This window comes from Rhodoferax ferrireducens, from assembly GCF_003347515.1.
Taxonomy (GTDB): domain Bacteria; phylum Pseudomonadota; class Gammaproteobacteria; order Burkholderiales; family Burkholderiaceae_C; genus Rhodoferax.
In genome coordinates, this window is the sequence record NZ_QEII01000283.1 from 1 (window position 1) to 24,869 (window position 24,869).

Genomic DNA, 24,869 nt, shown 5'->3' on the forward strand with positions numbered 1-24,869 from the left:
AGCCGCAGGTGGACGTGGCAACTGGTGCGATCGTGGGGGCGGAAGCCTTGCTGCGCTGGCATGACCCCGTGCTGGGCCACGTACCTCCAACAAGGTTCATACCGGTGGCTGAAGCCACCGGTTTGATCTTGCCTTTGTCGGCCTGGGTGCTGGAGACAGCCTGCGCACAGATTGCGGCCTGGGCGCAGGCTGGCTCGCCTTTGCGGGTTGCCATCAATGTTTCGGCTCAGCAGTTTCGCCAGCGCGATCTGCCGGAGCAAGTGCGCGCAGCGCTGGCGCACACCGGTGCGCAGGCCCAATGGCTGGACATTGAAATCACCGAAACAGCGGCGATGACGCAGCCCGAGCAGGCGCGTGAACAGCTCGATGCGCTGGTGGCCTTGGGCTGTCGTGTCGCCCTGGATGACTTTGGTACCGGCTATTCGTCACTCGCCTATCTCAAGGCATTGCCGGTGAGCCAGCTCAAAATAGACAAAAGCTTCATGGACGGCATCCCGCATGACGCCAATGACGTTGCCATTTCCCGGGCCATCATTGCCTTGGCGCAAAGTCTGGGACTAACGCTGGTGGCCGAGGGTGTGGAAACCGAGGCCCAGCTGACCTTCTTGCGCCAATACGGTTGCGAGGTCTATCAAGGTTGGCTGTTCGCCAAGGCCATGAAGGCTGAAGAATTGACGAATCTTCTGCGCACCTCACTCACTCTTTGTTAAAGATTTACGTGCAAGCAAGCAGACTAAGATCGGCAAGATGATTCTGCAGCGCATTACCGACTTTATCTGGCACCGCCTGACCGACCTGATGCAGGGCGAGCTGAAACAGGCCGAACTGGGCTTGCTGGCGTCGCCCCACCTGCACCTGTCCTTGCTGGCACGTCGCCGTGCAACCATGATCGTCAACCGGGTTCGCCTGTTCGCCTTCCTGTTCGCGGTTCTGACACCGCTGTGGAGCTTGGTCGATCTGGTTGTATTCCCCTTCCCGTTGTGGCTCAACCTGGCCCTGCTGCGGCTCATGGCAGGGGCGGCCTTTGCCAGTCTGGTGCTGAACTACCGGCCCAGTGGTGAACTATTCGACGCCTATCGCGCATTGGCGTTGCTGTTTGCCATCCCGACCGTTTTTTATGTCGCCTCCTACACCTTGCTCGGCCATTACCAACTAACCGGCATGTCGGCCGCCATCGGCGCCGGCTATGCTTTTTTGCCGTTTGTGCTGTTGGCCGGACTGGCCATCTTTCCGCTCACCTTGCTGGAAAATATCGTGATCGCCAGCCCGATCCTGCTGGCCCAAGGCATCGCGGGTTCGATGCGCTGGGCCACGCTGGACTGGCCGTCGTTTGCCGGCGGTTTCTGGCTGCTGGTGCTGATCACTGGCGTTTCAACGCTGGCCGGCATGAGCCAGCTGGCGTTCATGATCGCGCTGGTACGTCAGGCCATCCGCGACCCACTGACAGGTTGTTTCTCGCGCGGCAGCGCCGAAGAAGTGCTGGAGCTACAGTTCACCATCGCCAATCGCAGCAATGCAGCACTGTCAGTCGCCTTTATCGATCTGGATCACTTCAAAAAAATCAACGACAGCTTCGGTCATGAAGCCGGCGACAAGGCATTGCTCGACATGACAGACATCGTCAACAGCCACCTGCGTCGTGGTGATCTGCTGGCGCGATGGGGTGGCGAGGAATTTCTGTTGATCATGCCCAACACCGATCTGGCTCAGGCGCAGGCAGCGCTGCAACGCATGCGCAACATGGGTTTTGGCATGCGCCCTGACAACACGCCACTGACGGCCAGCATCGGCATCGCTGAACGCAACGCCGATCAGACCACCGGCTGGAAAGCACTGGTTGAACTAGCCGACCAGCGCATGTATCTGGCCAAGGCAGCGGGACGCGATAGGCTGTTCTATCACTCCCCCTCACACTGAACGGCGACTCGCCACTTACCCGGCCAGTGACAAACCCGACTTTTCTTGGTTGCTGGATTTGGGAACCGCCATGGCGCCAAACTGGATATCGCCGGTGAGCTGCCCGCCCTCTTCGATCACCAGCTTGCCATAGCGCACCGTACCGGTGACTTTGCCGGTGGCGTGGATTGTCAGCTTCTGACGCACCGTCAGATTACCGTCGAACTGGCCATGAATCTCGGCAATATCAATCTCTGCCGATCCTTTAAAGGCGCCCCGCTCCGAAATCTGGATCACACGCGAATCCATGGTTGCCTCTACCAAGCCTTCAACTAGCAGCGTATCGCAATCGGTGATTTCCACGCCTTTGAGTTTGATGTTCGGCCCCACTGTCAGCTTGCTGCCGCCTTCGGCCACCGGTGGACTCGTACTGACTGGACTGTCCGCGGGAGGCGTTGCGACCGTTTGGGTGCTTGATGTGCCCGATGCACCATAACTTCTGGCGCTCGGCGTGGGAACGACATGGCGTGCCGGTGTGGGTTCAGGTTCGCGCTTGTTGAAGAAATGAGGGGATATGGCCATGTGATTTCCTTAAAAAGATTATCGTACGGGCCATGCTTTTGAAAGTCTCCACCGAATTTGCAAAATCCGTAACAGAATGAAATTCTGGCCGCAGCAGACATGCGCTGCCCATCGCAGGCAGCGCCGTAACTTGCCTAGAAGCGGTAGCGCGCACTCAGCGTCGTGACGCCGACCCGTTCTTTGCTATCGCCAGCAAATTTCAGGTCATGCGAGTCGTACTGCAATGCAGCCGACCACTGGGGCGTGATCACATACTCAGCACCTACGCCATACGACAAACCAAAGCCCGTTTCGTCGCCAGCAGTAATGCCGGAGCCGGGCGCTGACGATACCTGCGTGCGGCCATAGGTCGTGCCGACCTTGCCCAGAAGATTGAACGACTCGCTCAGCGGCATTTTGCCAATCAGGCTCAGGTTGACGCCATCCGCTTTGGTGCGACCGCCTGCGCGATTGATACCACCGAAATCGGTGTAGCCAACTTCAAGACCAAAATTGTTGCTGAAGTAGCTGCCGGCGTGAATGCTGTAAGACGTGTCGCCCTGATCGGAGCCAAAGATGCCAATGCCGTTGCCAAGCGAGAAATCCGACTTCCCGACGCCCAAGCCGATATAACTGTTACCCGGGGCGCCTACCGAGAAGCCGCTGCCGGAACCAGACGTGCTGCTTTGCGCCTGGGCGCCGGTGACTGCGACCAGCGAAGCGACGGTAACGATCAGGCTGGAAATGAGGCGGTGTGTGTTTCTCACAGAGATATCCTTTGATGGGCTTATGGATAGTCCAGTCAAACCGGACTTCTCCAAAATGTTGAAGAAGCCACAAATTTAGCCTCTACAGCCCAGCATTGATGTAGGCCATCACCCGCAATTCATGTAGGACAGGACTGGCCGACGCTGTAACACCTTGTAAGCCGCCTAGAAGCGGTAACGCGCACCCAGCGACACGACGCTGATGCGGTCACGGTTATCACCCGCAAATTTCAGATCATGTTCATCGTATTGGAGGACGGCCGACCACTGCGGTGTGAACTTGTATTCAGCACCCACGCCATAAGACCACGTAAGGCATGTTTGATCGAGCCGCTGTTGGCTCGCCAGATCAGCGCGCCTCGTCGAGGGGGCCGTCCGCCACCAGGTAGCGGTGTACCAGGGCAAAGAAACTGTCATAAAACGTTTCTGACGTGATCGTTTCACTGCCGACCTTGACCAGAGAGTCTTCGCTAGAACTGAACGGCAGCGAGACCGAACCCAGTGCCCCGACACCCAGGCTGGCCGAGGTGTTGCTCTTCTTCAGTGCATAACGGTCCTGCAATGCGGTGACGAATCCGAGTGTAATTTGGCGGTCTTTGCTCTCGGGCGCACAGACCACTCTGATGTCCATCTGCAGGTGGGATTCGGGTTCGGGCTGAAAGCTTTTCTGTCCACGCACCGAATCATCGTTGGCCGTGATGATGACGTAACCCTGACTCAGCAAGGCGCGCCGGGCCGCCTCGCAGGTCTTGACCGGTGATGCATCGAACATACGGGAGTAGGTTGAGGTGGAACTGAACGCCTCTTGTGGCGGCACACGCTTCATCGGTGCCGCGCAACCCGGCAACAGACCCAGCACGCCTAGGGCAAGCCCCCAGGCGGCATGTTGAGATTTCCAGGAACTCTTCAAAATCAATCGCATCGGTCAAGTATCGCACCCTGCGCAGGTTTGGCGCACCGATGATCGCGCCCCCGCCAGTGCGATGGACTCCATTCAATCCAGTACCTGCGCATACAGGCGGTCTTCAAACAGGTGGCGCTAGAAGGTGTGGCCAAGCTTGATAACCACAAAATTAGTACCGTCATTCGGTTTTTGGGTACCACCGTTCGAAAAATGCTGGATTTTAAAACTGAGATCAACATGGTTATTGAACACATATCCGATGCCAATGTGATCGCCGAATTGCATATTGCCTGACAAGATATGGCCATTGTTGTCATAGGCTTCGGAAAGCCAATGGAGGCCAATCCCTGCTTCCGCATAAAAGCCAACCCGACTGTCTTGTTGAAAGCGCAGCACAGGCGTGATACCGACACTGACCACGTCATACTGCGCGTCCGCGCGGCCTTTGTAACGCTGTTCGCGCCAATGCGCCAGGGTCAAATCCCAATACCCGCCAATATGCGAGCCATTGCCTTGCCACAAGGGCTCATGCCATAGCCACTGCGCTCCGAGACGCAGCATTTGTGTTTGATTGCCGCTGGCCCATTCCAGGGACGCGGAATCGGCCGCGTGGCTGTGGGCGGATAGACCCGCCGTCATGACGGCGACAAGAAGAAGCGGGCGCAGCGGTGGCTTCAAAGTACACATAAGACTTCTCTATTTATTCTGTATTTGAAAAGAAACACTGTAGAGAATACGCTGCAGGCCCAGTCCGATGCTTGCGTTTTGTCGAGCATTGCTCAGGCCACTGGTGCACGTCCCGCTAGAGGCGCCGTTGTCACCGTCAGGTGTCTCGCGATCGACCGTGGTGACGCGAATACCCTGGACTGCAGCGGGGATGACCAATGTTATGCAAGCGGCAAGGATCAAGTCGTCTCACTGATCCGCGGCCCACTTGGCCACCAAACCTGATCCAGTCAGGTTCCCGGCCATTTTCTCAGCCAGCGCGCGGGCGCACGCTGCGCTGCTGTTGTTGCCGCTGTCGTCCCCGAGCGCAGCGGCGACGTCGGCGAGCGCGCCGTGGCATGCCCACGCGAGCCGGATGCGCCCGATCTGTTCCGCCAGCGTCACGGCCAGCGTCAACTCTTTGTGGGCGGAGTCATAGGCGCCGGCGGCGAGCCATGCCAGTCCGCGCAAATGGTGGGCGTGGCCCATCAACTCCCGCAGGTCGCCGCGAGATGCCAGCGCGAGCAACGCGTCCGCATGCACGATGCAGCCGTTAGCATCGCCACTCGCCAGCCCCAACTCGGCGAGCGCCTCCAGGCAGCGCAGCGTCAGCCAGACTTCGCTGTGATCGTGCGCGTACTGCTGCGCCGCTTCCAATGCCGCTCTATCGCACGGCCTGCCAAGTCTCAGCTGTGCGATCGCCAGATTGGCTTGCAGCCGGGGCCGCCAGAACATGATGCCGGCGTCGCGCGCCAGACACAAGCCACGTTCAAAGTGCTGCAAGGCCCGTTCGGGCCGATTCAAATCGAGAAACAGGCAGCCTAGCCCGTCGTGCGCCATGATCTGGTATCGAACCAGGCGCAGTGTTTCCAGGCGGGGGAGCGCCTCGTTCAAATCCGCCCAAGCCGCGCCGAACTGGCCCAGCGCCAGTTGCACATGGGCGCGGCCGATCAGGGTCGGGCCCAGATGCCACTGCAAATCGGCGGCGCGCGCGATGGCCAGCGCGCCGTCGAAATGCGACAAGGCGCGCCGGTAGTCAGCCAGCCCCATGTGACCGGTGCAGGCCCAGCCGATCATCATCAGGTTTTCCGACTCATAGCTTTTATCGCCGATGCCGCGCGCCAGGTCGAGGGAGCGCGAAAAAGAGACGATGGCGCGGGCCGGTTCGGCGTTGGCGAAATACGCCTCCCCCCGGCCGTGAAACGCCTGCACGGCGATCAGGTCCACCAGCGCCAAGCGCTCGCAGATATCCACCGCTTGCTGGTGATCCCTGATGGCGAGATCGTTGCGGCCATTGCTCCAGGCCACGGTCCCCAGGTGATACAAGGTATCGGCGGCATGGCGTTCATCGCCCATGGCGCGCGACGCCTTGAGCGCCTCGTCCAGACAGATGACGGCCTGCTCGTAAGCGTCCGCACGGCGATGGGCCATGCCGAGTTGAATCAGGACATCGCGCGCGTGGCCATGCTCGCCCAGCGCGCGCGCCGCCTCGATCACACGCTGAAAGTCGGCCACCGCGCCCTCGGTCTGGCCGGCCTGGGCACGCGCCACACCACGCCGCTCGTACAGGGCGAGTTGCTGCGCCGGCGTGGCCGCATCGGGATGCGCTTGCAGCAAGGCCACGGCGCGATCGAACCATTGCAGCGATTCGCGCATGGCAAACAGCTGTTGCGCGTGCTCGGCGGCCAGACCCAGGTAGTGCAGCGCTTTGGGCCACACGTTGCCACGCTCATAGTGTTCGGCGAGGCGGGCATCGCGCTCGTGAACGTTGCTGGTTGGCTGCTGCTCCAGCATCTCGGCCACCGCTCTATGCAGCAGCACGCGCCGGGCCAGGCCGATATCCCGGTACACCACCTCTCGCACCTTGTCATGACTGAAATCATAGAAACCGCCGTCCTGATCCTCCCGCAACAGCCGGCGTTTGACCAGCGACTCGATGGTGTTCAAAAAACGTTCCTCGGGTGCCCGGGTCAGCGCGAGCAGCGTCTCGAAGTCGAAGCGACGGCCCAGCACCGCCGCCACGTCGAGCAGCGGGCGATCCTCATGCGGCACGCGGGCGAGGCGCACACGCACCGAGTCACGCAAGGCGTCCGGCAGGGGCAGGCTTGCCGCGTCGCTGACCGCGCCTTCGCCTTCGCTCAGCGAGTGCAGGATGGACCAGAGGAAGAACGGATTCCCGTCGGTTTCGCGGTGCAGCCAGGCGGCGAGATCGGGCACACGCAGTTTCGGCTCGTTCAGCCGTTCGAGCAGCGATGCGGTATCGCTCGGCCCGAGCCGCGCGAGCGCCATGTGCCGTGTATGCGGTTCACGGCGCAGGCTCTCCAGCACGCTGGCGAGACGTTCGTTGTTGCCAAGTTCCTCGTCCCGATAGGCACAGGCGAGGAGTACCGGTCGGCTCGCGATCTGGCGCCCGAAAAAATGTAGAAATTGCAGGCTGGCGTCGTCGGCCCACTGGATGTCGTCGATCATGACAATCAGCTGCCGGTCTTGCGCCAACGCATCGAAGAGTTGCAACAGCGCATGAAACAGGCGCGCCTGGCGCGCCTCGGGGAAATCCGCCGACAGCGGCTGCGGGTCACCGAGGCGGGTGGCCATGGCCGGCACCAGCGTGGCGATTTCGGCCAGCAAGATCGGCGTGATCCGGTGCAGCCGGGCCTCGGGTGCGGTCATTGAGGCCTGCGTGGCGAGATCGATGACCGGTTGATACGCTATCGCGCGCTCGATCTCGTAGCAGTTCGTGACCAGCGTCGGCAACGCCCGCTGCTGCGCATAACGCGCCACCTCCATCATGAGCCGGCTCTTGCCGATGCCGGCCTCGCCTTCGATGAGAACGACCTGACCGGTGCCCGCCGTGAGCCGGGCGAGCAGACCGAGAAACTGCCCGTACTCGTTGTTGCGCCCGACAAAGGGGGACTTTTGATCGACCACAGCCGCGAGCGTATCTCCCACCTGCACGGGCGCATCGTCGACCGCTGCGGCTCTCTTGGTCTCGATCGGCAATGCGTCCAGCGGAAAGCGGTCGGACGCCAGCAACGTGCGCGCGGCCTGCAGAAACGCCTCTCGCTCCGGCGCGGGAATGGCCAGGTGCTCTGCCAGGCGTTGGGCCAAGCCCCTGGATGGCCGGCGTTCCTCGGCTTCGATCTTCTTGATGGCAGCCGTCGAACAGCTGACCTTTTGCGCCAGCGCGTCTTGCGTCAGATCAAGCGCCTTGCGCCGCCGGCGCAACCAGTATCCAAAAGAGTTGCTCTGCTCGTTCATCTTCAAGCCCTCTCCTTGTTTCCCCTGTGGGCGGATTATGTGCCGGTGGTCTTCGCCTGTCCCCCTTTTTGTCCCCCTGTTTGTCCATGTCCGGGTGACCCTGCATCGACGCGGCTGGTGTGCAATGGAAACCTCAATCTCAAAAGGAGTTTTCCATGACTACGACACTTTTCGAACGACTGGGCGGGACTGAGGGCATGGCCCGCCTCGTGGATGATGTCATTGCCGCGCACCTGGCCAACCCCCTCGTGAAAACCCGCTTCGAGAACGTCAAGGATTTGAACCATCTCAAGCAAATGGCACGCGAGTTTTTCAGCGCCGGCGCCGGCGGCTCCGTGACCTACACGGGCAAGGACATGCTCACGGCGCACAAAGGCATGAACATCAGTGAACAGGAGTACCTGGCTGTCACCGATGACATCGTTGGGGCGATGAACAAGAACGGCATAGAGGAGGATGCCAAGAAGGAGGTCATCGCCATCCTTTACTCGCTCAAGGGCCAGATCATCCGCGTATAGCCAGAACCAGAACCAATCAAACCAACCTAAAACCTTGATTCAGGAGAACATTCATGGACACCATTTCTACTCCCCCTGCCGCCGATTTGACCGCCGTCAAACTCAAGCAACAGGCAGCCTGGTCAGCTGGCGACTACGCCGTCATTGGCACCACCCTGCAGATCGTCGGTGAGACGTTGTGCGAAGCGTTGGATCTGCGGGCCGGCGCGCATGTGCTGGATGTCGCCGCCGGCAATGGCAACGCCACGCTCGCCGCAGCGCGGCGCTGGTGCGACGTGGTCTCGACCGACTATGTGGGCGCCTTGCTCGAACGGGGTCAGGCGCGGGCGAGCGCCGAGGGCCTGGCCGTGCAGTTCAAGGAAGCCGATGCCGAGAACCTGCCCTTCGCGGATGCCTCGTTTGACGTGGTGCTGTCCACCTTCGGCGTGATGTTCACACCGGACCAGGAACGGGCCGCGCGTGAACTGGCCCGCGTGTGCAAGCCAGGTGGCCAGATCGGCCTGGCGAACTGGACGCCACCCGGTTTCATCGGCGAGTTGTTCAAGCTGATGGCTCGCTACCTTCCCCCGCCCGCCGGTGTCAGGTCCGCGTCGTTGTGGGGCACGGAAGAGCGCCTGCGCGAGCTGTTCGGCGAGCGCATTGCCACACTCGACACCACACGCAAGCACTTCGTGTTTCGCTATCGCACGCCGCAGCACTGGCTCGACACGTTTCGCACCTACTACGGTCCGATGCAAAAAGCGTTCGGCGCCGTGGGCACCGACCAACAAGAATCCCTGGCCGCCGACCTGCTCCGGCTGCTGCAGGAGTTCAACCGCGCAGACGACGGCGCGGTGATTGTGCCAAGCGAGTACCTGGAAGTCGTGATCAAGACACGATGACGGCGTGACCATCTTTGCCGACTTGCCCGGTGTCTCAAAATACCGCCCGGGCGTGCGGGTGGAAGGCGACAGCCTGGCGATCGAGGTCAGGGTCGGCTGGCAATAATCAGGGCGTGGCGACGTGCCAGACCTTGTTCACGCCGTCGCCCGTCTTGTCGCCGGGTTTGCTGTCTTTGGACCAGTAATAAACCGGCTTGCCCTTGACGGTCCATTGCTTTTTGCCATCGTCACGCGTGATGATGCTGAAGTCCCCTGCCGCTTTGTCCGCGTCCGTGGCCATCAAGGGGGGCCAGTTGGTCGCGCAAGCGCCATTGCAGACGGACTTGCCGCTGCCGGCGACGTCATTGTCAAAGGTATAGAGCGTCATCTTGTTGGGGCCCACCAGCATGCCCTCGGATGTCATAACCTGGGCCGAGGCCAACGATGCAAAGGCACCCAGTACAGCCAGAGTGAGGGATGCGGCGATGCCCGTGCGAGTGGTGAATTTCATAGTGAACTCCTGAGTTGGAAAACGCAAATAAGCATTTGCAACTGCATAAACACCCACCTACCCCGGTTAATTCCCTGCGTGTGAAATATTTTTGCCGCTTGGCGTATTCACCCCGCCAACAAGGCCGCATCCCCCCCCGCCGCCGTCGTATTCACCGTGGTCGTCTGCTCCGCGCAAAACCGGTACAGATAATGCGGCCCGCCGGCCTTGGGACCGGTATCACTCAGGCCTTCCCCGCCAAACGGTTGCACGCCGACCACCGCGCCGATCTGGTTGCGGTTGATATAGACGTTGCCGGCATGCGCTGCGCGGGTCAGCCTGGGGTGTTCAATCAATCCTCCAGCGCTCTTCCAAAAAAGCCAGTAGCGCCTTCAGGGCCGCGCTGTTGTGCCGGCGCTGGGTATAGGCCGCATACAGCCACAAATCGTTCGGCCCGTATTCGGGCAACACCGCCTGCAGCGTGCCGCTGTCCAAATGCTTTTGCACCAGCAGCCGCGGCAACCACACCACGCCCATGTGCTGCAGCGCCAGGTGGACAAGCGGCGAGCTGTCGGTGGCGTCCATGCGGCTGCGCACGGACACGGTGTGGACTTCTCCATCCACCAGAAAACGCCATTCCGGGTTGCTGCCGATCAGCGAATAGGTCAGGGCGTCGTAGTCGCCCAGGTCGTCCGGGTGGTTCGGCAGGCCGTGCTGCTGCCAGAACACGGGCGAGGCACAGACCACCATGTCTATGCTGCGGAGCTTGCGCACGATCAGGTTGGCGTCGGTGATGCGGCCGATGCGCAAGGCGATGTCCACGCCTTCGTCCACCATGTCGATGACCCGGTTGCTCAAGTCCAGGCTGATATGCACCTCGGGGTAGCGCTGCATGAAGTCGGCCATGAAGTGCGGCAGATCAGAACTGCCCAGGCCCACCGGCGCCGTCACACGCAGGCGGCCGCTGGGCTGGCGCGCGTGGTGCTTCAGCTCATCGCGGGTCAGCTCAATCATCTCCAGCAGCGGCGTGCTGCGCGCCAGCAGTAAGCTGCCGGCGTCGGTCAGGCTGATGGTGCGGGTGCTGCGGTTCAGCAAACGGGTGCCGAGCTTGGCTTCCAGCGCGGCCACGTACTTGCTGACATTGGCTTTGGACACATCCAGTGTTTTGGCGGCGCGCGAAAAACCGCCGCGGGCGGCCACTTCGCGGAAGGTACGTATGAGTTCGAGTGTGTCCATTGTTTCCAGGGTCGAAACAGACTGGTTCTGCTTCAAGCTATTTAAAGCGGCAACTTAACGCCTATCTGCTATTCACAGGAAATGCAAGGTCATAAACCCTGTGAATCGCGAATCCGGCGCGGCAAGCTTTACTTGAGTGGCTTATCCCGCCAAGGGTTCCTGGTTGTGTAGAACTATTACTAACTTTGAAGGAAATTAATATGAAAACGTCCAAAATTTTGGCCTCCACGCTGATCGCCCTGTCCTGCGTGGCTGCCGGCAGCGCTTTTGCCGCCGACCGTGACGACCCCGTAGTGGCTGTGGCGCCCAGCACCAGCACCTTGACCCGGGCCGAAGTCCACGCTGAACTGATTCAAGCCCGAAAAGAGGGCAGCCTGACGATCAATGACCACGACTATCCCGTGATCCATGCGACCGGCACACCCAAGACCCGTGAAGAAGTGCGCGCTGAAACCGCTGCCGCCATGAAGGACCGCACGCTGGATTTACGCGGCGACTTCCGCAGCTAAGCCCGATGTGAAGGAGCAAGGCAGGGGCTTGGCGACACAGCCACCGTCCCCTGCGCTCCCGCTAGAGCGCATCCGTTCTAGCGTCTCGCAGTGCCCGCTACCCGGCCAGCAAGGCCGCATTCCCCCCCGCCGCCGTGGTGTTCACCGTGATCGTCTGCTCGGCGCAGAAGCGGTACAGGTAGTGCGGGCCACCCGCCTTGGGACCGGTGCCGCTCAGCCCTTCGCCACCAAACGGTTGCACGCCGACCACCGCGCCGATCTGGTTGCGGTTGATGTAGACGTTACCGACATGCGCCGCGCGGGCCAGGGCTTGGGCGCGTGAATCGATGCGGGTCTGGATGCCAATGGTCAGGCCGTAGCCCAGGGCGTTGATCTGCTCGATCACATGCACCGGATCGCCGCTCCAGCGCACGATGTGCAGCACCGGGCCGAAGATCTCCTGCCGCATGTCGGCGATGGCTTTGACTTCAAAGGCCTGGGGTGAGATCAGGTTGGCCGGTGCGGCTTGTGGATTGCCGCGCTGCGCTCGCAATGACGATACGGAGGATTCCAGCAGGGGTTTGGCCTCTGCAGTCAAGCGCCGGATGTGCTGCTGGATGCCGTCAAAGGCTTCCGCGTCAATCACCGGGCCGACGTCGGTGGCCAGGTCGGACGGATCGCCGCTGACCAGCTCTTGCGCTGCGCCCTGAATCATCTCGATCACATGATCGGCAATTTGCTCGTGCACGCACAGCAGGCGCAGCGCCGAGCAACGCTGGCCGGCGCTTCTGAAGGCCGACTGCATGACGGCATCGCTGACCTGCTCGGGCAAGGCCGTGCTGTCCACCAGCATGGCGTTGATGCCGCCGGTCTCAGCGATCAGCGGGACGATGGGGCCGTCTTTGGCAGCCAAGGCGCGGTTGATGATCTTGGCGACCTGGGTCGAGCCGGTGAAGACGACACCGGCCACGCCGGGGGCCGCGACCAGCGCCGCGCCCACGGTGTCACCCGGGCCGTGCAGCAGCTGCAGCGCGCCTTCGGGCACGCCGGCGGCATGTAGCAAACGCACGGCTTCCAGTGCCACGCCCGGGGTTTGCTCGGCCGGTTTGGCCAGCACGGTGTTGCCGGTGGCCAGCGCGGCGGCGACCTGGCCGGCAAAGATGGCCAGCGGAAAGTTCCACGGGCTGATGCAGACCCAGGGGCCGCGCGCGATCAGGCGCAGCTCGTTGGTTTCGCCGGTCGGTCCGGGCATGGCGATGGGCGCCATGATGCGCTCGGCCTCATTGGCGTAGTAGCGCATGAAGTCCACCGCCTCGCGCACTTCGCTGACCGCGTCGCCCCAGGTCTTGAAGGCTTCCTTGACCAGCAGCGCACAGAATTTGGGCGTCTGCTGCTCCAGCGCGTCTGCCGCGCGGCGCAGGATGGCGGCGCGCTCGGTGACGCTTGTTTTGCTCCACTTTTTATAGCTATCTGCGCTTATTCCCAGAGGGCTGGAGGCCGATTCTGCATCAAAAATAGGCACCACGGGCACGTCCACGCTCTCATATGCCGCCAGCAAGGGTTGGCGCATGGCTTGCACCGTCAAATCGAGCCCGACGCTGTTCTGGCGCGCCGTGCCGAAAAGGTCCAGCGGCAGGGGCAGAGACGATTCAGGCTCCAGACGCAGCGGCGAAATCAGCAGCTCCTGCATGCCGACCGACTCGTCGGCGAGCTGGTGCACAAACGAGGAGTTGGCGCCGTTCTCCAGCAGGCGGCGCACCAGGTAGGCCAGCAAATCCTTGTGCGCGCCGACCGGGGCGTAGACGCGGCAGGCGATCAGCGGGTTCTTCAAGACCTCGCGGTAGACGCCCTCGCCCATGCCGTGCAGGCGCTGCAACTCGAACGGCGCGCCGCTCTTGGCGCCCATCTGCAGGATGGCGGCGATGGTGGCGGCATTGTGGGTGGCGAACTGCGGGTAGATGGCGTCGGGTGCATCCAGCAGCGCCTTGGCGCAGGCCAGGTAGGACACGTCGGTGTGGTGCTTGTGGGTGAACACCGGGTAGGCGGGCAGCCCCTGCTCCTGCGCGCGCTTGATTTCGGCGTCCCAGTACGCGCCTTTGACCAGGCGGCACATCAGGCGGATCTGGTATTTGCGAGCGATCTCGGTGACGTGTTCAATCAACTCCAGTGCCCGCGTCTGGTAGGCCTGCAGGGCCAGGCCAAAACCGCTCCACTGCGGGAACTGCTGCGCCACCTTGGCGGCCAGCGCCTCGAACACGTCGAGCGACAACTCCAGCCGGTCCACCTCTTCGGCGTCGATGGTCAGGTTGAGGTTGGCGCGTGCCGCCTGTTCGCACAGGCCCCACACGCGCGGCATCAGCTCGGTCATGATACGGGCTTTTTGCGCGTCCTCGTAACGCGGGTGCAGCGCGCTGAGTTTGATGGAAATACCATCATTTACCTCGCAAGCCACCGTGGAATGAGCGGTAGTAGCTATTGATTCAATAGCACTCTTGTAGCTGGCGAGGTATTCCAAGGCATCCGCATCGGTGCGGGCCCCTTCGCCCAGCATGTCGTAGCTGTAACGCAGATTCTTGATCTTGCGCTTGGCGGAACTGGCCTCGTCCATGGCCTCGCCAATCGTCTGGCCCAGCACAAACTGCCGGCCCAGCAACTGCACGGCGCGCAGCGTGGCCGCCACCACCGAGCGCGCGCCGAGCTTGGCGAAGATGCCGCTGGGCGCCTCGCTGTCGGGCAGAAACTTCTTGCTCATGGCAATCGCCGTGCTGGACAGGCGCGCCAGGGTTTTATCGCCCGAGGCCTCGAAATCCGCCCGGCCCAGCTGGTCGGCGGTGAGGGCAACAGCGGTCTCGGCGTCGGGCACGCGCAACAACGCCTCGGCCAGGCGCATCAAGGCCAGGCCTTCGGCGCTGGAGATCGGGTATTCCTTGAGCAGGCTTTCCATCGCCCAGAACGGCGGCGGGTTCTGGCGCACGGCGTGCACCCAGGGCGTGGCGACCTTGGCCGCGGCGGCCCAGTCCAGGGCGTTTTTCAGGGACAGCAAGCGCTGGGCGAGCACTTGCGCCTCAGGCCGGTAGGGAAAGGGCAGGCGTTGGGCGAGCGGCATGAAGAACTCCAGAAATATTAACGAATACGCCATGTTCTTGCTTTTAACGATTAATTTCTCACTATTTTTTTATGAATGCTTAGCGAATAAATCTGCACCCCAAGACAGCGCGTCGGCTTCGGGTGCGGGTTTTACATACAAAGAAAGCGGCATGGCATGGGTAACAATACTGAATACTGCGCAGCAACCAACCTTCGATACTCCCGCCATGCATCTCCCCACTGCGGCACAACATTTCCGCCGACCGCGCGCCGCCTCGTACTGGCTAGCGCTCATGGGCTCTTTTCTTCTCGCGACACCGGCCCTGGCGGAGCCCCGCGAAGTGCGCGTAGGCGTGTACCAGAACGAACCCAAGATTTTCATGAGCCCCCAGGATCAGCCCACCGGCATCCTGGGTGACTTGCTGGTCGAGATCGGGAAACGCGAGGGCTGGACCCTGCGTGCCGTGGCATGCGAGTGGCAGGCGTGCCTGAATGCCTTGCAGGCCGGCAACATCGACCTGATGCCGGACGTGGCCTACACCGAGCAGCGGACGAGGCTATTTGATCTGCACCGCATTCCTTCCCTGCTGAGCTGGTCGCAGCTGTACAAACACGGCGGCGGCCAGATCAACTCAATGCTGGACCTGAAAGGCAAGCGCGTGGCGGTGCTGGCCGGTTCGGTGCAGCAAGACTACTTGAAGGATGTGCTGGCGGGGTTCGGCGTGCAAGCTGAACTGGTGCCCGTGCAGTCCCTGAACGAAGGGTTTGAGATGGTGGCGGCGCGCGCGGCCGATGCCGCCGCCGCGAACCGCTTTTTTGGCGATCTGCAGGGCGCGACTTACGGACTGAACGCGACGCCCATCATGTTCCAGCCGTCACAGCTTTTTTACGCCACCGGCAAGGGACGCAATGCGGACCTGCTGACGGCCATCGACCGCTCGCTGGGCGAATGGCAACCGCGGCCCGACTCGCCTTATTTCAAGGTGCTCAAACGTTGGATGGAGGCGCCTGCGCCCTCCTTCATCCCAACCTATGTCTGGTGGGGGCTGGGGGCTTTGGTGGCGCTTTTGTCATTGGCGCTGGCCGCAGGCGCCTTGCTGCGGCGCGAAGTTGCGGTAAAAACCCGCCACTTGCGCGACAGCGAAGACCTGCTGTCCACCATCCTCAACAGCGTGGATGCCCACATTTACATCAAGGGCACCGATCTTTGCTACCAGTACGCCAACCGCAAGGTCTGCGAACTGTTTGGCCGCTCCCTGGAGGAGGTCGTGGGCAAGGCCGACAGCGAGTTCTTCGACAGCGCCACGGTCGCCAGGCTGCGCCTCAATGACATGCGGGTGCTATTGCAAGGCGAACGGGTGGAGGAAGAGGAAACCCTCCCAAGTCGGGACGGTTTGCAGACGCACACCTACATCTCGGTCAAACTGCCCTTGCGGCACGCCGATGGCCGCATTTACGCCCTATGCGGCATCTCGACCGACATCAGCAAACACAAAAAGGCCGAGGCGGCCATTCACCAGCTCGCTTTTTACGACCCCCTTACGCAGCTGCCCAATCGCCGCTTCCTCATGGAACGGGTGCAGCAAACCCTGGCCGCCAGTGAACGGGGCAAGCAAGGCGGGGCCATGCTGTTCATTGATGTGGATAACTTCAAAGACCTCAACGACACAGTGGGGCATGACATGGGTGACCTGCTGCTGTGCCAGGTGGCCGGCCGCTTGCGCGCCTGCACCCGCGCCCAGGACACCCTGGCCCGCCTGGGCGGGGACGAGTTTGTGGTGATGCTGCAAGCCTTGAGCCCCCTCCCCGACGAGGCCGCGCAACAGGCCCGCCAGGCGGCGATGAAAATCCTGAAAACGATCGAAGCGCCCTATCAGCTGGGGACGCAACTTCATCAAACCTCCGTCAGCATCGGCATTGCCATGTTTTCCGACCAGCACTCCAGCCGGGACGAATTGCTCAAGCAAGCCGATCTGGCGATGTACCAGGCGAAGACCGACGGACGCAACACCCTGCGCTTTTTCAACCCGGACATGCAGGCCCAAGTGACGGCACGCACGGCGCTGGAGGCTGACCTGCACCAGGCCATGGCCGCGTCCGAGTTCCTGCTGCATTACCAGCCGCAAGTGAACTGTGACGGGCAATGGCTGGGCGTGGAGGCGCTGCTGCGCTGGCAACATCCGCAGCGTGGTCTGATTCCACCGCTGGAGTTCATCCCGATCGCTGAATCGTCCGGCCTGATCCTGCCGCTGGGGCGCTGGATTCTGGCAACCGCCTGCCGCCAGCTGGTGGCATGGTCAGCACTGGACGGCAAATCGCACTTGAGCATTGCGGTCAATGTCAGCGCGCGCCAGTTTCACCAGGCTGATTTTGTTCAGGACGTGCAGCAGGCGCTGCGAGCCAGCGGCGCCAACCCGCAACGCCTGGCACTGGAGCTGACCGAGAGTCAGTTGCTGGATGATGTGGACGGTGTGGTCGTCAAAATGACGGCCCTCAAGGCCATGGGGGTGCGCTTCTCGCTCGATGACTTTGGCACCGGCTATTCGTCACTGAGCATGCTCAAGCGCCTGCCGCTGGACCAACTCAAGATTGACCAGTCCTTTGTGCGCGACGTGCTGACCGACCCCCAGGACGCCAGCATCATCAAGGCCATTGTGACCCTGGGCGCCAGCCTGGAGTTGCAGGTGATTGCTGAAGGGGTGGAAACAGTTGCCCAGCGCGATGCGCTGATGGCGCTGGGCTGCCAGAAATTTCAGGGCTACCTGTTCGGCCGCCCCGCCCCTGCTGACCCAGCGCCGGTTGGCGTCGGACACCCTTCCCTCACTGAGGGCTGACCTGGCCCAAGAAGGCCCGCACGCGCGCACTCTCCTGGGCGCCGAAAAAGACCTCGGGCGGCGCATCCTGCGCGACCTGACCCTGGTCGATGAACAGGATGCGGTCGGCCACCTCGCGGGCAAAGCCCATCTCGTGCGTGACGATGATCATGGTCATGCCCGACTGGGCCAGCTTCTTCATCACGTCCAGCACTTCCTTGACCATTTCCGGGTCCAGCGCCGAGGTCGGCTCGTCAAAGAGCATGACCTTCGGGTTCATCGCCAGCGCACGCGCAATGGCCACCCGCTGCTGCTGCCCGCCGGAGAGCGCGAACGGGTACTTGTGGGCGTGGGCTTCCATGCCGACGCGCTTGAGCAACTCCATGGCGCGCTCGTTGGCCTCGCTGCGCGGTGTCTTGCGCACCCGCCGCGGCGCCAGCGACACGTTGTCCAGCACCGACAGGTGTGGAAACAGGTTGAACTGCTGGAACACCATGCCCAGCTCGCGGCGCAAGGCGTCCAGGTGCTTGAGGTCGTCATCCACCTCGATGCCGTCCACCACGATGCGCCCCGAGTCGTGCCGCTCCAGCCGGTTGAGCGTGCGCAGCAGCGTGCTCTTGCCGGAGCCGGAGGCGCCCAGGATGGCGCTCACCTGGCCCGCCTTGAAGTGCGTGCTGACGTCGCGCAGCACATGGTGCGGCCCAAAATGTTTGTTGACCCGGTCAACGGTGATCAGGTTGGCGTTCATGGCTGGCGGCCCTCCACGTCATAGCGTCGCTCCACCGCGCCCGATATCTGGGTCAGCACGGTGGTGAGCATCAGGTAAATCAGGGCCGTGGTGATCAGCGTCGGCAAGGGCTGGAAGGTGGCGGCCTGGATGCGGTTGCCGATGTTGGTCAGCTCCACCACCCCAATGGCATAGGCCAGGGAAGAGTCCTTGAGCAGGGCCACGGTGTTGTTGACCAGCGGCGGCAGCGCCACCTTGAAGGCCTGCGGAAAGGTCACGTCCATGAAGGTGTGCCAACCCGACAAGCCCAGCGAGCGCGAGGCCTCGACCTGCCCCTTGGGCACCGCCAGCAGGCCGCTGCGAATCGCCTCGGCGTTGTAGGCGCCGACGTTGAAGGCCAGGGCGACGCAGGCCGAGGCGAAATCGTCCAGCCGCAGGGCGGGCACCAGGCTCGGCAGCGCCAGGTACACGAACAGGATCTGCACCAGCAACGGCGTGCCGCGCACGACCCAGATGTAGCCGGACGCGATCCAGCGCAGCAGCGACAGGCGCGAGGTTCGCCCGACCGCAGCCAGCACACCAATGACGGTGCCAGCCAGGCCCGCCATCAGCGTGAGCTCGACGGTGATGCGCGTGCCCTCGGCAAAGTACTGAGCGTTGTTGCCGATCGGATCGGGGGCCAGGGCCAAGGGCATGGCCATCAGCCAAAGCAACACTATCAGAAGCACACTGGTGACGGCAATCGTGGCGCTGGAGCGCTGCTGGCGACTCCAGTGCCGCGGCCATTCAGGAAGAATTGTCTTCATGTTGTTTGTCCCGCTTATCGAGTGTTCGCCCACCGCTTAGTGGCAGCGCACGTCTTCATGGAAGTACTTTTTCGACAAGCTGGCATAACTGCCGTCGGCCATGACGGCTGCCAGACCGTCGTTATAGCCTTTGGCCAGCGAGGCATTGCCTTTGGCCACGGCCGCGGCGATGCGCTCGACGAACAGAAAGTCCCCCAGCTTCAGGCCGGCATTCGGACTGGCGGCCATGGCGGCCACGACCACAAACTTGTCGGTCACCCAGGCGTCCACGCGGTGGTTGATCAAGGCGCCCCGCGCGTCGGTGTCTTGCGGAAAATTCTTCACGTCTTTCACGCCCGAGAGCTTCTTGATGTTGTCCAAGTAGGCGCTGCCGGTTTGCACCGCGATGACTTTGCCCTTGAGGTCCGGCACCCGGTGGATGGCCGGGTCCAGCGACACGATGACGCCGCCCGAGCAGTAGTGCGGATCGGCGAAGGTCACGGCTTTGGCGCGTTCGTCGGTAATGCCGTGCGAGGCAATGACCAGGTCCCAGCGGTCCTGGCCCAAACCGGCAAACAGCGCATCAAAACTCAAGGCCTTCCATTCGATGCCCACGCCCATCTTTTTCGCCACCAGTTCGGCGAGCTCTATTTCAAAGCCGCTGAGCTTGGCGCCCTGGAAGAAATTGAACGGGGCGAACTGGCCTTCGGTGGCAATGACGATCTTGCCATCCTTTCTGACCGCGTCCAGGCTGCGGGCCTGCGCCGCCAGAGCACTGGCCATGAGCAAGCCCAGCAGGGCCCATTTCTTGATTCGTTTCATCTTTGTCTCCGTCTTGTGGTTGATTGAGTGAATACCAGGCCCCGGCCCCTTGGCCGTTGGCACCTGATCCGGGGGGGCGTGCGCTCAGGCGTTGGCTTTGCGCATCAGCGTGCTTTTGCCAAACAGGCTTTCGATCAGATCGACGGCCAGCTCGGCGGTCTGGTTGCGCACATCGAGCGCTGGGTTGAGTTCCACCACATCCAGCGACGCCAGGCGTCCGGTGTCGGCAATCATTTCCATGCACAGCTGGGCTTCGCGGTAGGTCGGGCCGCCGCGCACCGTGGTGCCGACGCCGGGCGCGATGTCGGGGTCGAGAAAATCAACGTCCAGGCTGACGTGCACATGGGTGTTGGCGTCCACCCCCTGCAAGGCCTGCTCCATCGCGTGGCGCATGCCCATCTCGTCGATAAAGCGCATGTCGAACACCTCGATGCCCATGTCGTGCACCAGGCGTTTTTCACCTTCGTCCACGCTGCGGATGCCGATCTGGCGCAGGTCTCTGGAATCGAGCGCGGGCACCTGGCCGCCAATTTCGATCAGCGCCTGCGGGCCATGGCCGCACAGGCAGGCGACCGGCATGCCGTGGATGTTGCCGCTCGGCGTGAGCGTGGCGGTGTTGAAATCAGCGTGGGCGTCAAACCACAGCACGCGCAACTTTTTGCCGGTTTCGCGGCAGTGGCGCGCCACCGCGCTGATGGAGCCAATGCCCAGACAATGGTCGCCGCCGAGCATGATGGGCAGGCGCCCGGCCTGGAGTTCGGCGTACATGGCGTCGTGCAGCAACTGGTTCCACTGCACGACTTCGGGCAGATGGCGAAAGCCGTTGACGGCGGCCTGCCAGGGGTTGGCCGGGCCGGCGAGATTGCCGCGGTCTTTGACCTCCAGGCCGAACTGGGCGATCGCCTGCGCGATGCCCGCGACGCGCAGGGCTTCGGGTCCCATGCGGGCGCCCAGGGTACCCGCGCCAATGTCGGTGGGGACGCCGATCAGGCTGACGCCGCTGGCAACAAAAGGGGCCACAGGCAGGGGGCTCATGCTGCGTGCACCAGTTCTTCAAGGGGCACTGCGTCCGCGTTCGCCTGGCGTGGTGACGCTGCAGACAGCGCCGGCCGGACCAGGCTGAACAGGTCTTTCGGGTTCGGCAGCGCGGGGATCAGGGACAGCAATTGCCCCAGGCCCAGCTCCTTGGCGACGTCGCGCACAAAACGCAAGGCCGAGTAGTCTTCCAGCGCAAAACCGACGGAGTCAAACACCGTGACCTGGCTCTCGGTCGTGCGGCCTGGCGCTTTGCCGCGCAAGACTTGCCACAGCTCGGTCACCGCGAAATCGGCCGGCAAGTGCTGCAAATCGCCCTCGATGCGGGTTTGCGGCTCGTACTCCACGAACACGCTGGCACCCAGCAAGACGCCGGGGTGTAGCTCGGTCTTGCCGGGGCAATCACCACCCACGCCGTTGATGTGCATGCCGGGCTCGATCAGCTCGGGCGTCAGGATGGCGGCATTGGTTTTGTCGGCGGTCACGGTGGTCACGATGTCGGCACCGCGCACGGCCTCGGCGATGCTGGCGCAGGGGATCAGGCGCAGCGTCGTGTGCTGCAGGTTGGCGATGAGCTTGTCGGTGGCGGCGCGGTCGGTATCGAACAGGCGAATTTCTTCTATGCCCAGCAGGTAGTGAAAGGCCAGCGCCTGGAATTCGCTTTGCGCGCCATTGCCAATCAGCGCCATGCGCTTGCTGCTGGGGCGGGCCAGCGTCCGGGCGGCCACCGCCGACATGGCGGCAGTGCGCAGGGCCGTGGTCAGGGTCAATTCGCTGAGCAACTCCGGCACACCGGTGTCCACATCCGCCAGCACGCCAAAGGCCATGACGGTGGGCAGACCGACCAGATGGTTCTTGGGATGGCCGTTGACGTATTTGAAGGCGTAGGTTTTGGCATCGGCCACCGGCATGAGCTCAATCACCCCCTCCGCCGAGTGGCTGGCGACACGGGCACATTTGTCAAAGTCGGTCCAGCGCAAAAAGTCCGCGTAAATGTAGTCCGCCATGCGGTCCAGGGCCGCAGCCAGGCCCATTTTGGCCACGAGAGTGGCCACATCCTGGGCGCTGAGAAACTGGGTTTGGGCGAGTGCGTGGGTTTTCATGAGGCTGCTCCTGGTGGTCTCGAATAGGTAGCGAGCAGTGTCCCAAGTTGGCACGGCAATGTAAATCGTCAACATTGCTTGCTTTTCGATAAATTTCTACCATTTAGACAACAATGAATGCCACAATGACAATATGGATGCCACCGATCAACAATTGCTGTCGCTCTTGCGCAAAGACGCCCGCACCAGCGTGGCCACACTGGCCCTGAAGCTGGGGGTGTCGCGCGGCACGGTGAGCAACCGGGTCACCAAGCTGGAGGACGCCGGCGTCATCGTCGGCTACACCGTGCGCCTGCGCCCCGACGCGCAACCCTCCGAAATCAGCGCCTGGATGAGCATCGCCGTGGAAGGCAACGAGACCCGTTCGGTCATCGCCAGCCTGTTGGGCGAGCCCGGCGTGGCCACCCTGCACGACACCAACGGCCGTTGGGACTTGTTGGCCGAACTGCGCGCGGCCAATTTGTCCGAGTTGTCCCAGGTGCTGGAGCGCATACGGCTGATCCGCGGCATCAGCAATACCGAGACCAGCATTCACCTCGAAACCTACCGCCTGTCATGAGCGACACCCCGCCCGACCTCGACCGCATCGACCTCAAAATCCTGAAGGCACTGCAGGAGGATGGCCGCATCTCCAACCTCAAGCTGGCCGAGGCGGTCACCCTCTCGCCCACCGCCGTGCTGGCGCGGGTGCAGCGCCTGACCCGCGAGGGCTACATCCTGGGTTATGAGGCCCGGCTGAACCCGCTCAAACTGGGCGCGGGCCTGATGGTGTTTGTGGAGGTGCTGCTGGATCGCACCACCCCGAATGTGTTCGAGGCCTTTAAAGCGGCGGTGCAGGTGCGTGCAGAAATTATGGAGTGCCACATGGTGGCCGGCGGCTTTGACTACCTGTTGAAGACCCGCATGGCCGACATGACCGCCTACCGCGAATTCGCCGGCACCGTGCTGTGGCAACTGCCCGGCGTGCGCGAAACGCGGACCTACGCGGTGATGGAAGAGGTGAAAAACTCAACGCATCTGCCACTGCGTTGAAATCTTGTTCTTTGGCGCCGCTTTGGTGACAATGCGCACTTACTTTTGTGGGAACTCATATGACGAAATTGCATCATGTCCTGGTCATCGTCGCGCTGGCCGGCGCCACTTGGGGCGCTGCGGCGCAAACCATGAAACCCGGTCTATGGGAAATCAACAACAAGATGAGCAGCAGCTCGGGCGAGATGGAAAAAGCCATGGCCGAGGCGCAAAAGCAGCTCGCCAGCATGCCGCCGGATCAGCGCAAGATGATGGAAGACATGATGGCCAAGCAAGGCGTGGGCATGGGCAAAAGTCCCGGCAGCACTGCGGTGCGGCTTTGCATGACCCAAGAGATGGTGGAGCGCAATGAAGTGGCCACGCAGCAAGGCGATTGCAAGCAGACCGCCTCGCCCCGCACCGGCAACACCATGAAGTTCTCGTTTGTCTGCACCCAGCCGCCCTCCAGTGGCGAAGGTCAGGTTGTGTTTGTGAGCCCCGAGGCTTACACCATGAAGATGACGCTCAACAGCACCGCCATGGGCAAGCCCGAGAAGATGAACATGGACGCCACCGGAAAATTCGTGTCGGCCGAATGCGGCAACATCAAGCCGATCGCTCCGCCCAAGAAATAAGACCGTCGGGCTCAAGCCTTCAACGCAACCCAGGTCCCACCTTGGGCGTGGCTGCGAAGCGCGGCCTCGACAAAGTGCATGCCGTCCGCGCCCGCTTGCACATCGGGCAGCGCCTGGACCTTCGTCTGCCCGGCCTGGCGGGCATGGATTTGGTCTGCCATCTCGCGATAGAGTTGGGCGAACGCTTCCAGATAGCCCTCGGGATGACCGCCGGGAATTCGCGTCGCCTGTGCCGCAGCGAGGCTCAGACCGGGGCCACCGCGAGTCAGGCGCTGGGTCGGCGCACCCAGCGGTGTGAACCAGAGTTCGTCCGGGGCTTCCTGGCGAAAACTCAGGCTGCCTTGGCTGCCGAATACTCTTAAAGACAGGGCGTTCTGGCAGCCGGCGGCCACCTGACTCGCCCACAGGTGACCACGCGCGCCATTGTCAAAGCGCAGGCCGACATGGGCATCGTCATCCACTTGACGCCCGGCCACAAAAGTACTCAGATCGGCCGCCAATTGGCTCACCGCCAGCCCGCTAACAAAGCAGGCCAGGTGGTAGGCATGGGTGCCAATGTCGCCAATGCAGCCGCCTTCGCCGGCCAGGGCCGGGTCGGTACGCCATAGCGCCTGTTTTTGTCCGCTTTGCTCCAGGTCTTGCGCCAGCCAATCCTGGGCATATTCGACCTGCACCACCCGGACATCGCCCAAGACCCCGCTCTGTACCAGTTCGCGCGCGTGACGCACCATCGGGTAGCCTGAATAGGTGTAGGTCACACCCAGCAGCACACCGGATTGCTTGACCCGCGCCACCAGATCAAGCGCCTCGTCCAGCGTGCGGGTGAGCGGTTTGTCGCAGATGACATGAATGCCGGCATCGATGAAGGCACAGGCCACGGCGTGATGCAGGTGATTCGGCGTGACCACCGCCACCGCCTCAATGCCGTCGGGCCGCGCGCCTTCAGCCAGCGCCATGGCGCGAAAGTCGGCATAGACGCGTGCCGGGTTCAGCCCCAACTCACGCCCACTGGCCTGCGCGCGCGCCGGGTCAGACGATAGCGCCGCCGCGACGAGCTCAAAGCGATCGTCCAGGCGCGCCGCCATGCGGTGCACGCCGCCGATAAAAGCGCCCTGCCCGCCCCCCACCATACCGAGCCGAATACGTCGCATGAGGATCGTTCTCCGAT

Annotated in this window: 24 protein-coding genes and 1 pseudogene; 9 read left to right on the forward strand and 16 right to left on the reverse strand. The window is 62.4% G+C overall.

Translation table 11 applies throughout. From position 1 onward, the window contains the following. Both C5P05_RS16370 and C5P05_RS16375 read left to right on the forward strand, forming a co-directional pair. Positions 1 to 710 (forward strand): putative bifunctional diguanylate cyclase/phosphodiesterase (locus C5P05_RS16370; RefSeq protein WP_157979357.1); only part of this gene is annotated, 710 nt, incomplete at its 5' end. Between the two features lie 37 nt (positions 711 to 747). Then, complete coding sequence (locus C5P05_RS16375) at positions 748 to 1,917, forward strand: sensor domain-containing diguanylate cyclase (protein WP_114970921.1); 1,170 nt, start codon at positions 748 to 750, stop codon at positions 1,915 to 1,917. A gap of 15 nt (positions 1,918 to 1,932) precedes the next feature. Here the strand turns inward: C5P05_RS16375 and C5P05_RS16380 are convergent, their stop codons facing one another. The 6 genes from C5P05_RS16380 to C5P05_RS16405 all read right to left on the reverse strand — a co-directional run bounded on the left by C5P05_RS16380 (position 1,933) and on the right by C5P05_RS16405 (position 8,091). Then, positions 1,933 to 2,478, reverse strand: a complete 546-nt coding sequence (locus tag C5P05_RS16380) for a bactofilin family protein (protein WP_114970922.1) — start codon at positions 2,476 to 2,478, stop codon at positions 1,933 to 1,935. A 134-nt stretch (positions 2,479 to 2,612) separates the two neighbouring features. After that, positions 2,613 to 3,224, reverse strand: coding sequence for an outer membrane beta-barrel protein (locus C5P05_RS16385; protein WP_114970923.1), 612 nt, complete (start codon positions 3,222 to 3,224; stop codon positions 2,613 to 2,615). A gap of 165 nt (positions 3,225 to 3,389) precedes the next feature. Then, on the reverse strand, positions 3,390 to 3,641 hold the full coding sequence (locus C5P05_RS16390) for an outer membrane protein (protein WP_114970924.1): 252 nt from the start codon (positions 3,639 to 3,641) through the stop codon (positions 3,390 to 3,392). Next, the gene (locus C5P05_RS16395) at positions 3,574 to 4,146 is read right to left on the reverse strand and encodes a DUF2242 domain-containing protein (protein WP_114970925.1); all 573 of its coding nucleotides are present in this window, start codon (positions 4,144 to 4,146) and stop codon (positions 3,574 to 3,576) included. The genes C5P05_RS16390 and C5P05_RS16395 overlap by 68 nt, the downstream gene beginning before the upstream one ends. A 117-nt stretch (positions 4,147 to 4,263) precedes the next feature. Beyond that, on the reverse strand, positions 4,264 to 4,815 hold the full coding sequence (locus C5P05_RS16400) for an acyloxyacyl hydrolase (protein ID WP_114970926.1): 552 nt from the start codon (positions 4,813 to 4,815) through the stop codon (positions 4,264 to 4,266). Between the two features lie 228 nt (positions 4,816 to 5,043). Next, the gene (locus C5P05_RS16405; protein ID WP_114970927.1) at positions 5,044 to 8,091 is read right to left on the reverse strand and encodes an AAA family ATPase; all 3,048 of its coding nucleotides are present in this window, start codon (positions 8,089 to 8,091) and stop codon (positions 5,044 to 5,046) included. Between the two features lie 155 nt (positions 8,092 to 8,246). Between C5P05_RS16405 and C5P05_RS16410 the strand changes: the two genes are divergently transcribed. Together C5P05_RS16410 and C5P05_RS16415 are read left to right on the forward strand one after the other, a co-directional pair. Beyond that, entirely contained in the window at positions 8,247 to 8,609 is a 363-nt protein-coding gene (locus C5P05_RS16410) for a group I truncated hemoglobin (RefSeq protein ID WP_114970928.1), read from the forward strand. Positions 8,610 to 8,662: 53 nt separating this feature from the next. Beyond that, positions 8,663 to 9,490 (forward strand): class I SAM-dependent methyltransferase, encoded by an 828-nt coding sequence (locus tag C5P05_RS16415; RefSeq protein WP_114970929.1) that lies wholly within the window; start codon positions 8,663 to 8,665, stop codon positions 9,488 to 9,490. Positions 9,491 to 9,596: 106 nt separating this feature from the next. On the opposite strand, the gene C5P05_RS16420 is transcribed toward C5P05_RS16415, so the two are convergent. The 3 genes and pseudogenes from C5P05_RS16420 to C5P05_RS16430 all read right to left on the reverse strand — a co-directional run bounded on the left by C5P05_RS16420 (position 9,597) and on the right by C5P05_RS16430 (position 11,195). Further along, positions 9,597 to 9,980: a hypothetical protein gene (locus C5P05_RS16420; protein ID WP_114970930.1), complete on the reverse strand. Its 384-nt coding sequence runs from the start codon at positions 9,978 to 9,980 to the stop codon at positions 9,597 to 9,599. Between the two features lie 107 nt (positions 9,981 to 10,087). Further along, positions 10,088 to 10,297 (reverse strand): annotated as a pseudogene (locus C5P05_RS16425) (aldehyde dehydrogenase family protein); the annotation flags it as partial. A 10-nt stretch (positions 10,298 to 10,307) separates the two neighbouring features. Beyond that, complete coding sequence (locus tag C5P05_RS16430; RefSeq protein WP_114970931.1) at positions 10,308 to 11,195, reverse strand: LysR family transcriptional regulator; 888 nt, start codon at positions 11,193 to 11,195, stop codon at positions 10,308 to 10,310. Positions 11,196 to 11,395: 200 nt separating this feature from the next. Here C5P05_RS16430 and C5P05_RS16435 point away from each other — a divergent pair, with 200 nt between their 5' ends. After that, positions 11,396 to 11,704: a DUF4148 domain-containing protein gene (locus C5P05_RS16435; protein ID WP_114970932.1), complete on the forward strand. Its 309-nt coding sequence runs from the start codon at positions 11,396 to 11,398 to the stop codon at positions 11,702 to 11,704. Positions 11,705 to 11,801: 97 nt separating this feature from the next. Here the strand turns inward: C5P05_RS16435 and C5P05_RS16440 are convergent, their stop codons facing one another. Beyond that, positions 11,802 to 14,789, reverse strand: a complete 2,988-nt coding sequence (locus tag C5P05_RS16440; protein ID WP_114970933.1) for an L-glutamate gamma-semialdehyde dehydrogenase — start codon at positions 14,787 to 14,789, stop codon at positions 11,802 to 11,804. 274 nt (positions 14,790 to 15,063) lie between these two features. Between C5P05_RS16440 and C5P05_RS16445 the strand changes: the two genes are divergently transcribed. Next, a complete protein-coding gene (locus C5P05_RS16445) occupies positions 15,064 to 17,604 on the forward strand; it encodes an EAL domain-containing protein (RefSeq protein WP_114970934.1) in 2,541 nt (846 codons plus the stop codon). Here the strand turns inward: C5P05_RS16445 and C5P05_RS16450 are convergent. From C5P05_RS16450 to C5P05_RS16470, 5 genes are all read right to left on the reverse strand, one after another. Continuing rightward, a complete protein-coding gene (locus C5P05_RS16450) occupies positions 17,591 to 18,331 on the reverse strand; it encodes an amino acid ABC transporter ATP-binding protein (RefSeq protein WP_114970935.1) in 741 nt (246 codons plus the stop codon). The genes C5P05_RS16445 and C5P05_RS16450 overlap by 14 nt on opposite strands. Next, positions 18,328 to 19,116, reverse strand: coding sequence for an amino acid ABC transporter permease (locus C5P05_RS16455; protein ID WP_114970936.1), 789 nt, complete (start codon positions 19,114 to 19,116; stop codon positions 18,328 to 18,330). The genes C5P05_RS16450 and C5P05_RS16455 overlap by 4 nt, the downstream gene beginning before the upstream one ends. Before the next feature lie 36 nt (positions 19,117 to 19,152). Further along, positions 19,153 to 19,917, reverse strand: coding sequence for an ABC transporter substrate-binding protein (locus tag C5P05_RS16460; RefSeq protein WP_114970937.1), 765 nt, complete (start codon positions 19,915 to 19,917; stop codon positions 19,153 to 19,155). A gap of 84 nt (positions 19,918 to 20,001) precedes the next feature. Beyond that, entirely contained in the window at positions 20,002 to 20,952 is a 951-nt protein-coding gene (gene rocF, locus C5P05_RS16465; protein WP_114970938.1) for an arginase, read from the reverse strand. Further along, positions 20,949 to 22,055, reverse strand: coding sequence for an ornithine cyclodeaminase (locus tag C5P05_RS16470; protein WP_114970939.1), 1,107 nt, complete (start codon positions 22,053 to 22,055; stop codon positions 20,949 to 20,951). Before C5P05_RS16470 ends, rocF begins: the two co-directional genes overlap by 4 nt. A 133-nt stretch (positions 22,056 to 22,188) precedes the next feature. Here C5P05_RS16470 and C5P05_RS16475 point away from each other — a divergent pair, with 133 nt between their 5' ends. The 3 genes from C5P05_RS16475 to C5P05_RS16485 are packed head-to-tail and all read left to right on the forward strand — an operon-like array spanning position 22,189 to position 23,701. After that, complete coding sequence (locus C5P05_RS16475) at positions 22,189 to 22,614, forward strand: Lrp/AsnC family transcriptional regulator (RefSeq protein WP_114970940.1); 426 nt, start codon at positions 22,189 to 22,191, stop codon at positions 22,612 to 22,614. Further along, a complete protein-coding gene (locus C5P05_RS16480) occupies positions 22,611 to 23,087 on the forward strand; it encodes an Lrp/AsnC ligand binding domain-containing protein (protein ID WP_114970941.1) in 477 nt (158 codons plus the stop codon). Before C5P05_RS16475 ends, C5P05_RS16480 begins: the two co-directional genes overlap by 4 nt. Before the next feature lie 59 nt (positions 23,088 to 23,146). Beyond that, entirely contained in the window at positions 23,147 to 23,701 is a 555-nt protein-coding gene (locus C5P05_RS16485) for a DUF3617 domain-containing protein (RefSeq protein WP_114970942.1), read from the forward strand. A gap of 11 nt (positions 23,702 to 23,712) precedes the next feature. Here C5P05_RS16485 and C5P05_RS16490 read toward each other — a convergent pair whose 3' ends face one another. Further along, positions 23,713 to 24,852: a Gfo/Idh/MocA family protein gene (locus C5P05_RS16490; RefSeq protein WP_114970943.1), complete on the reverse strand. Its 1,140-nt coding sequence runs from the start codon at positions 24,850 to 24,852 to the stop codon at positions 23,713 to 23,715. Positions 24,853 to 24,869 lie beyond the last annotated feature (17 nt).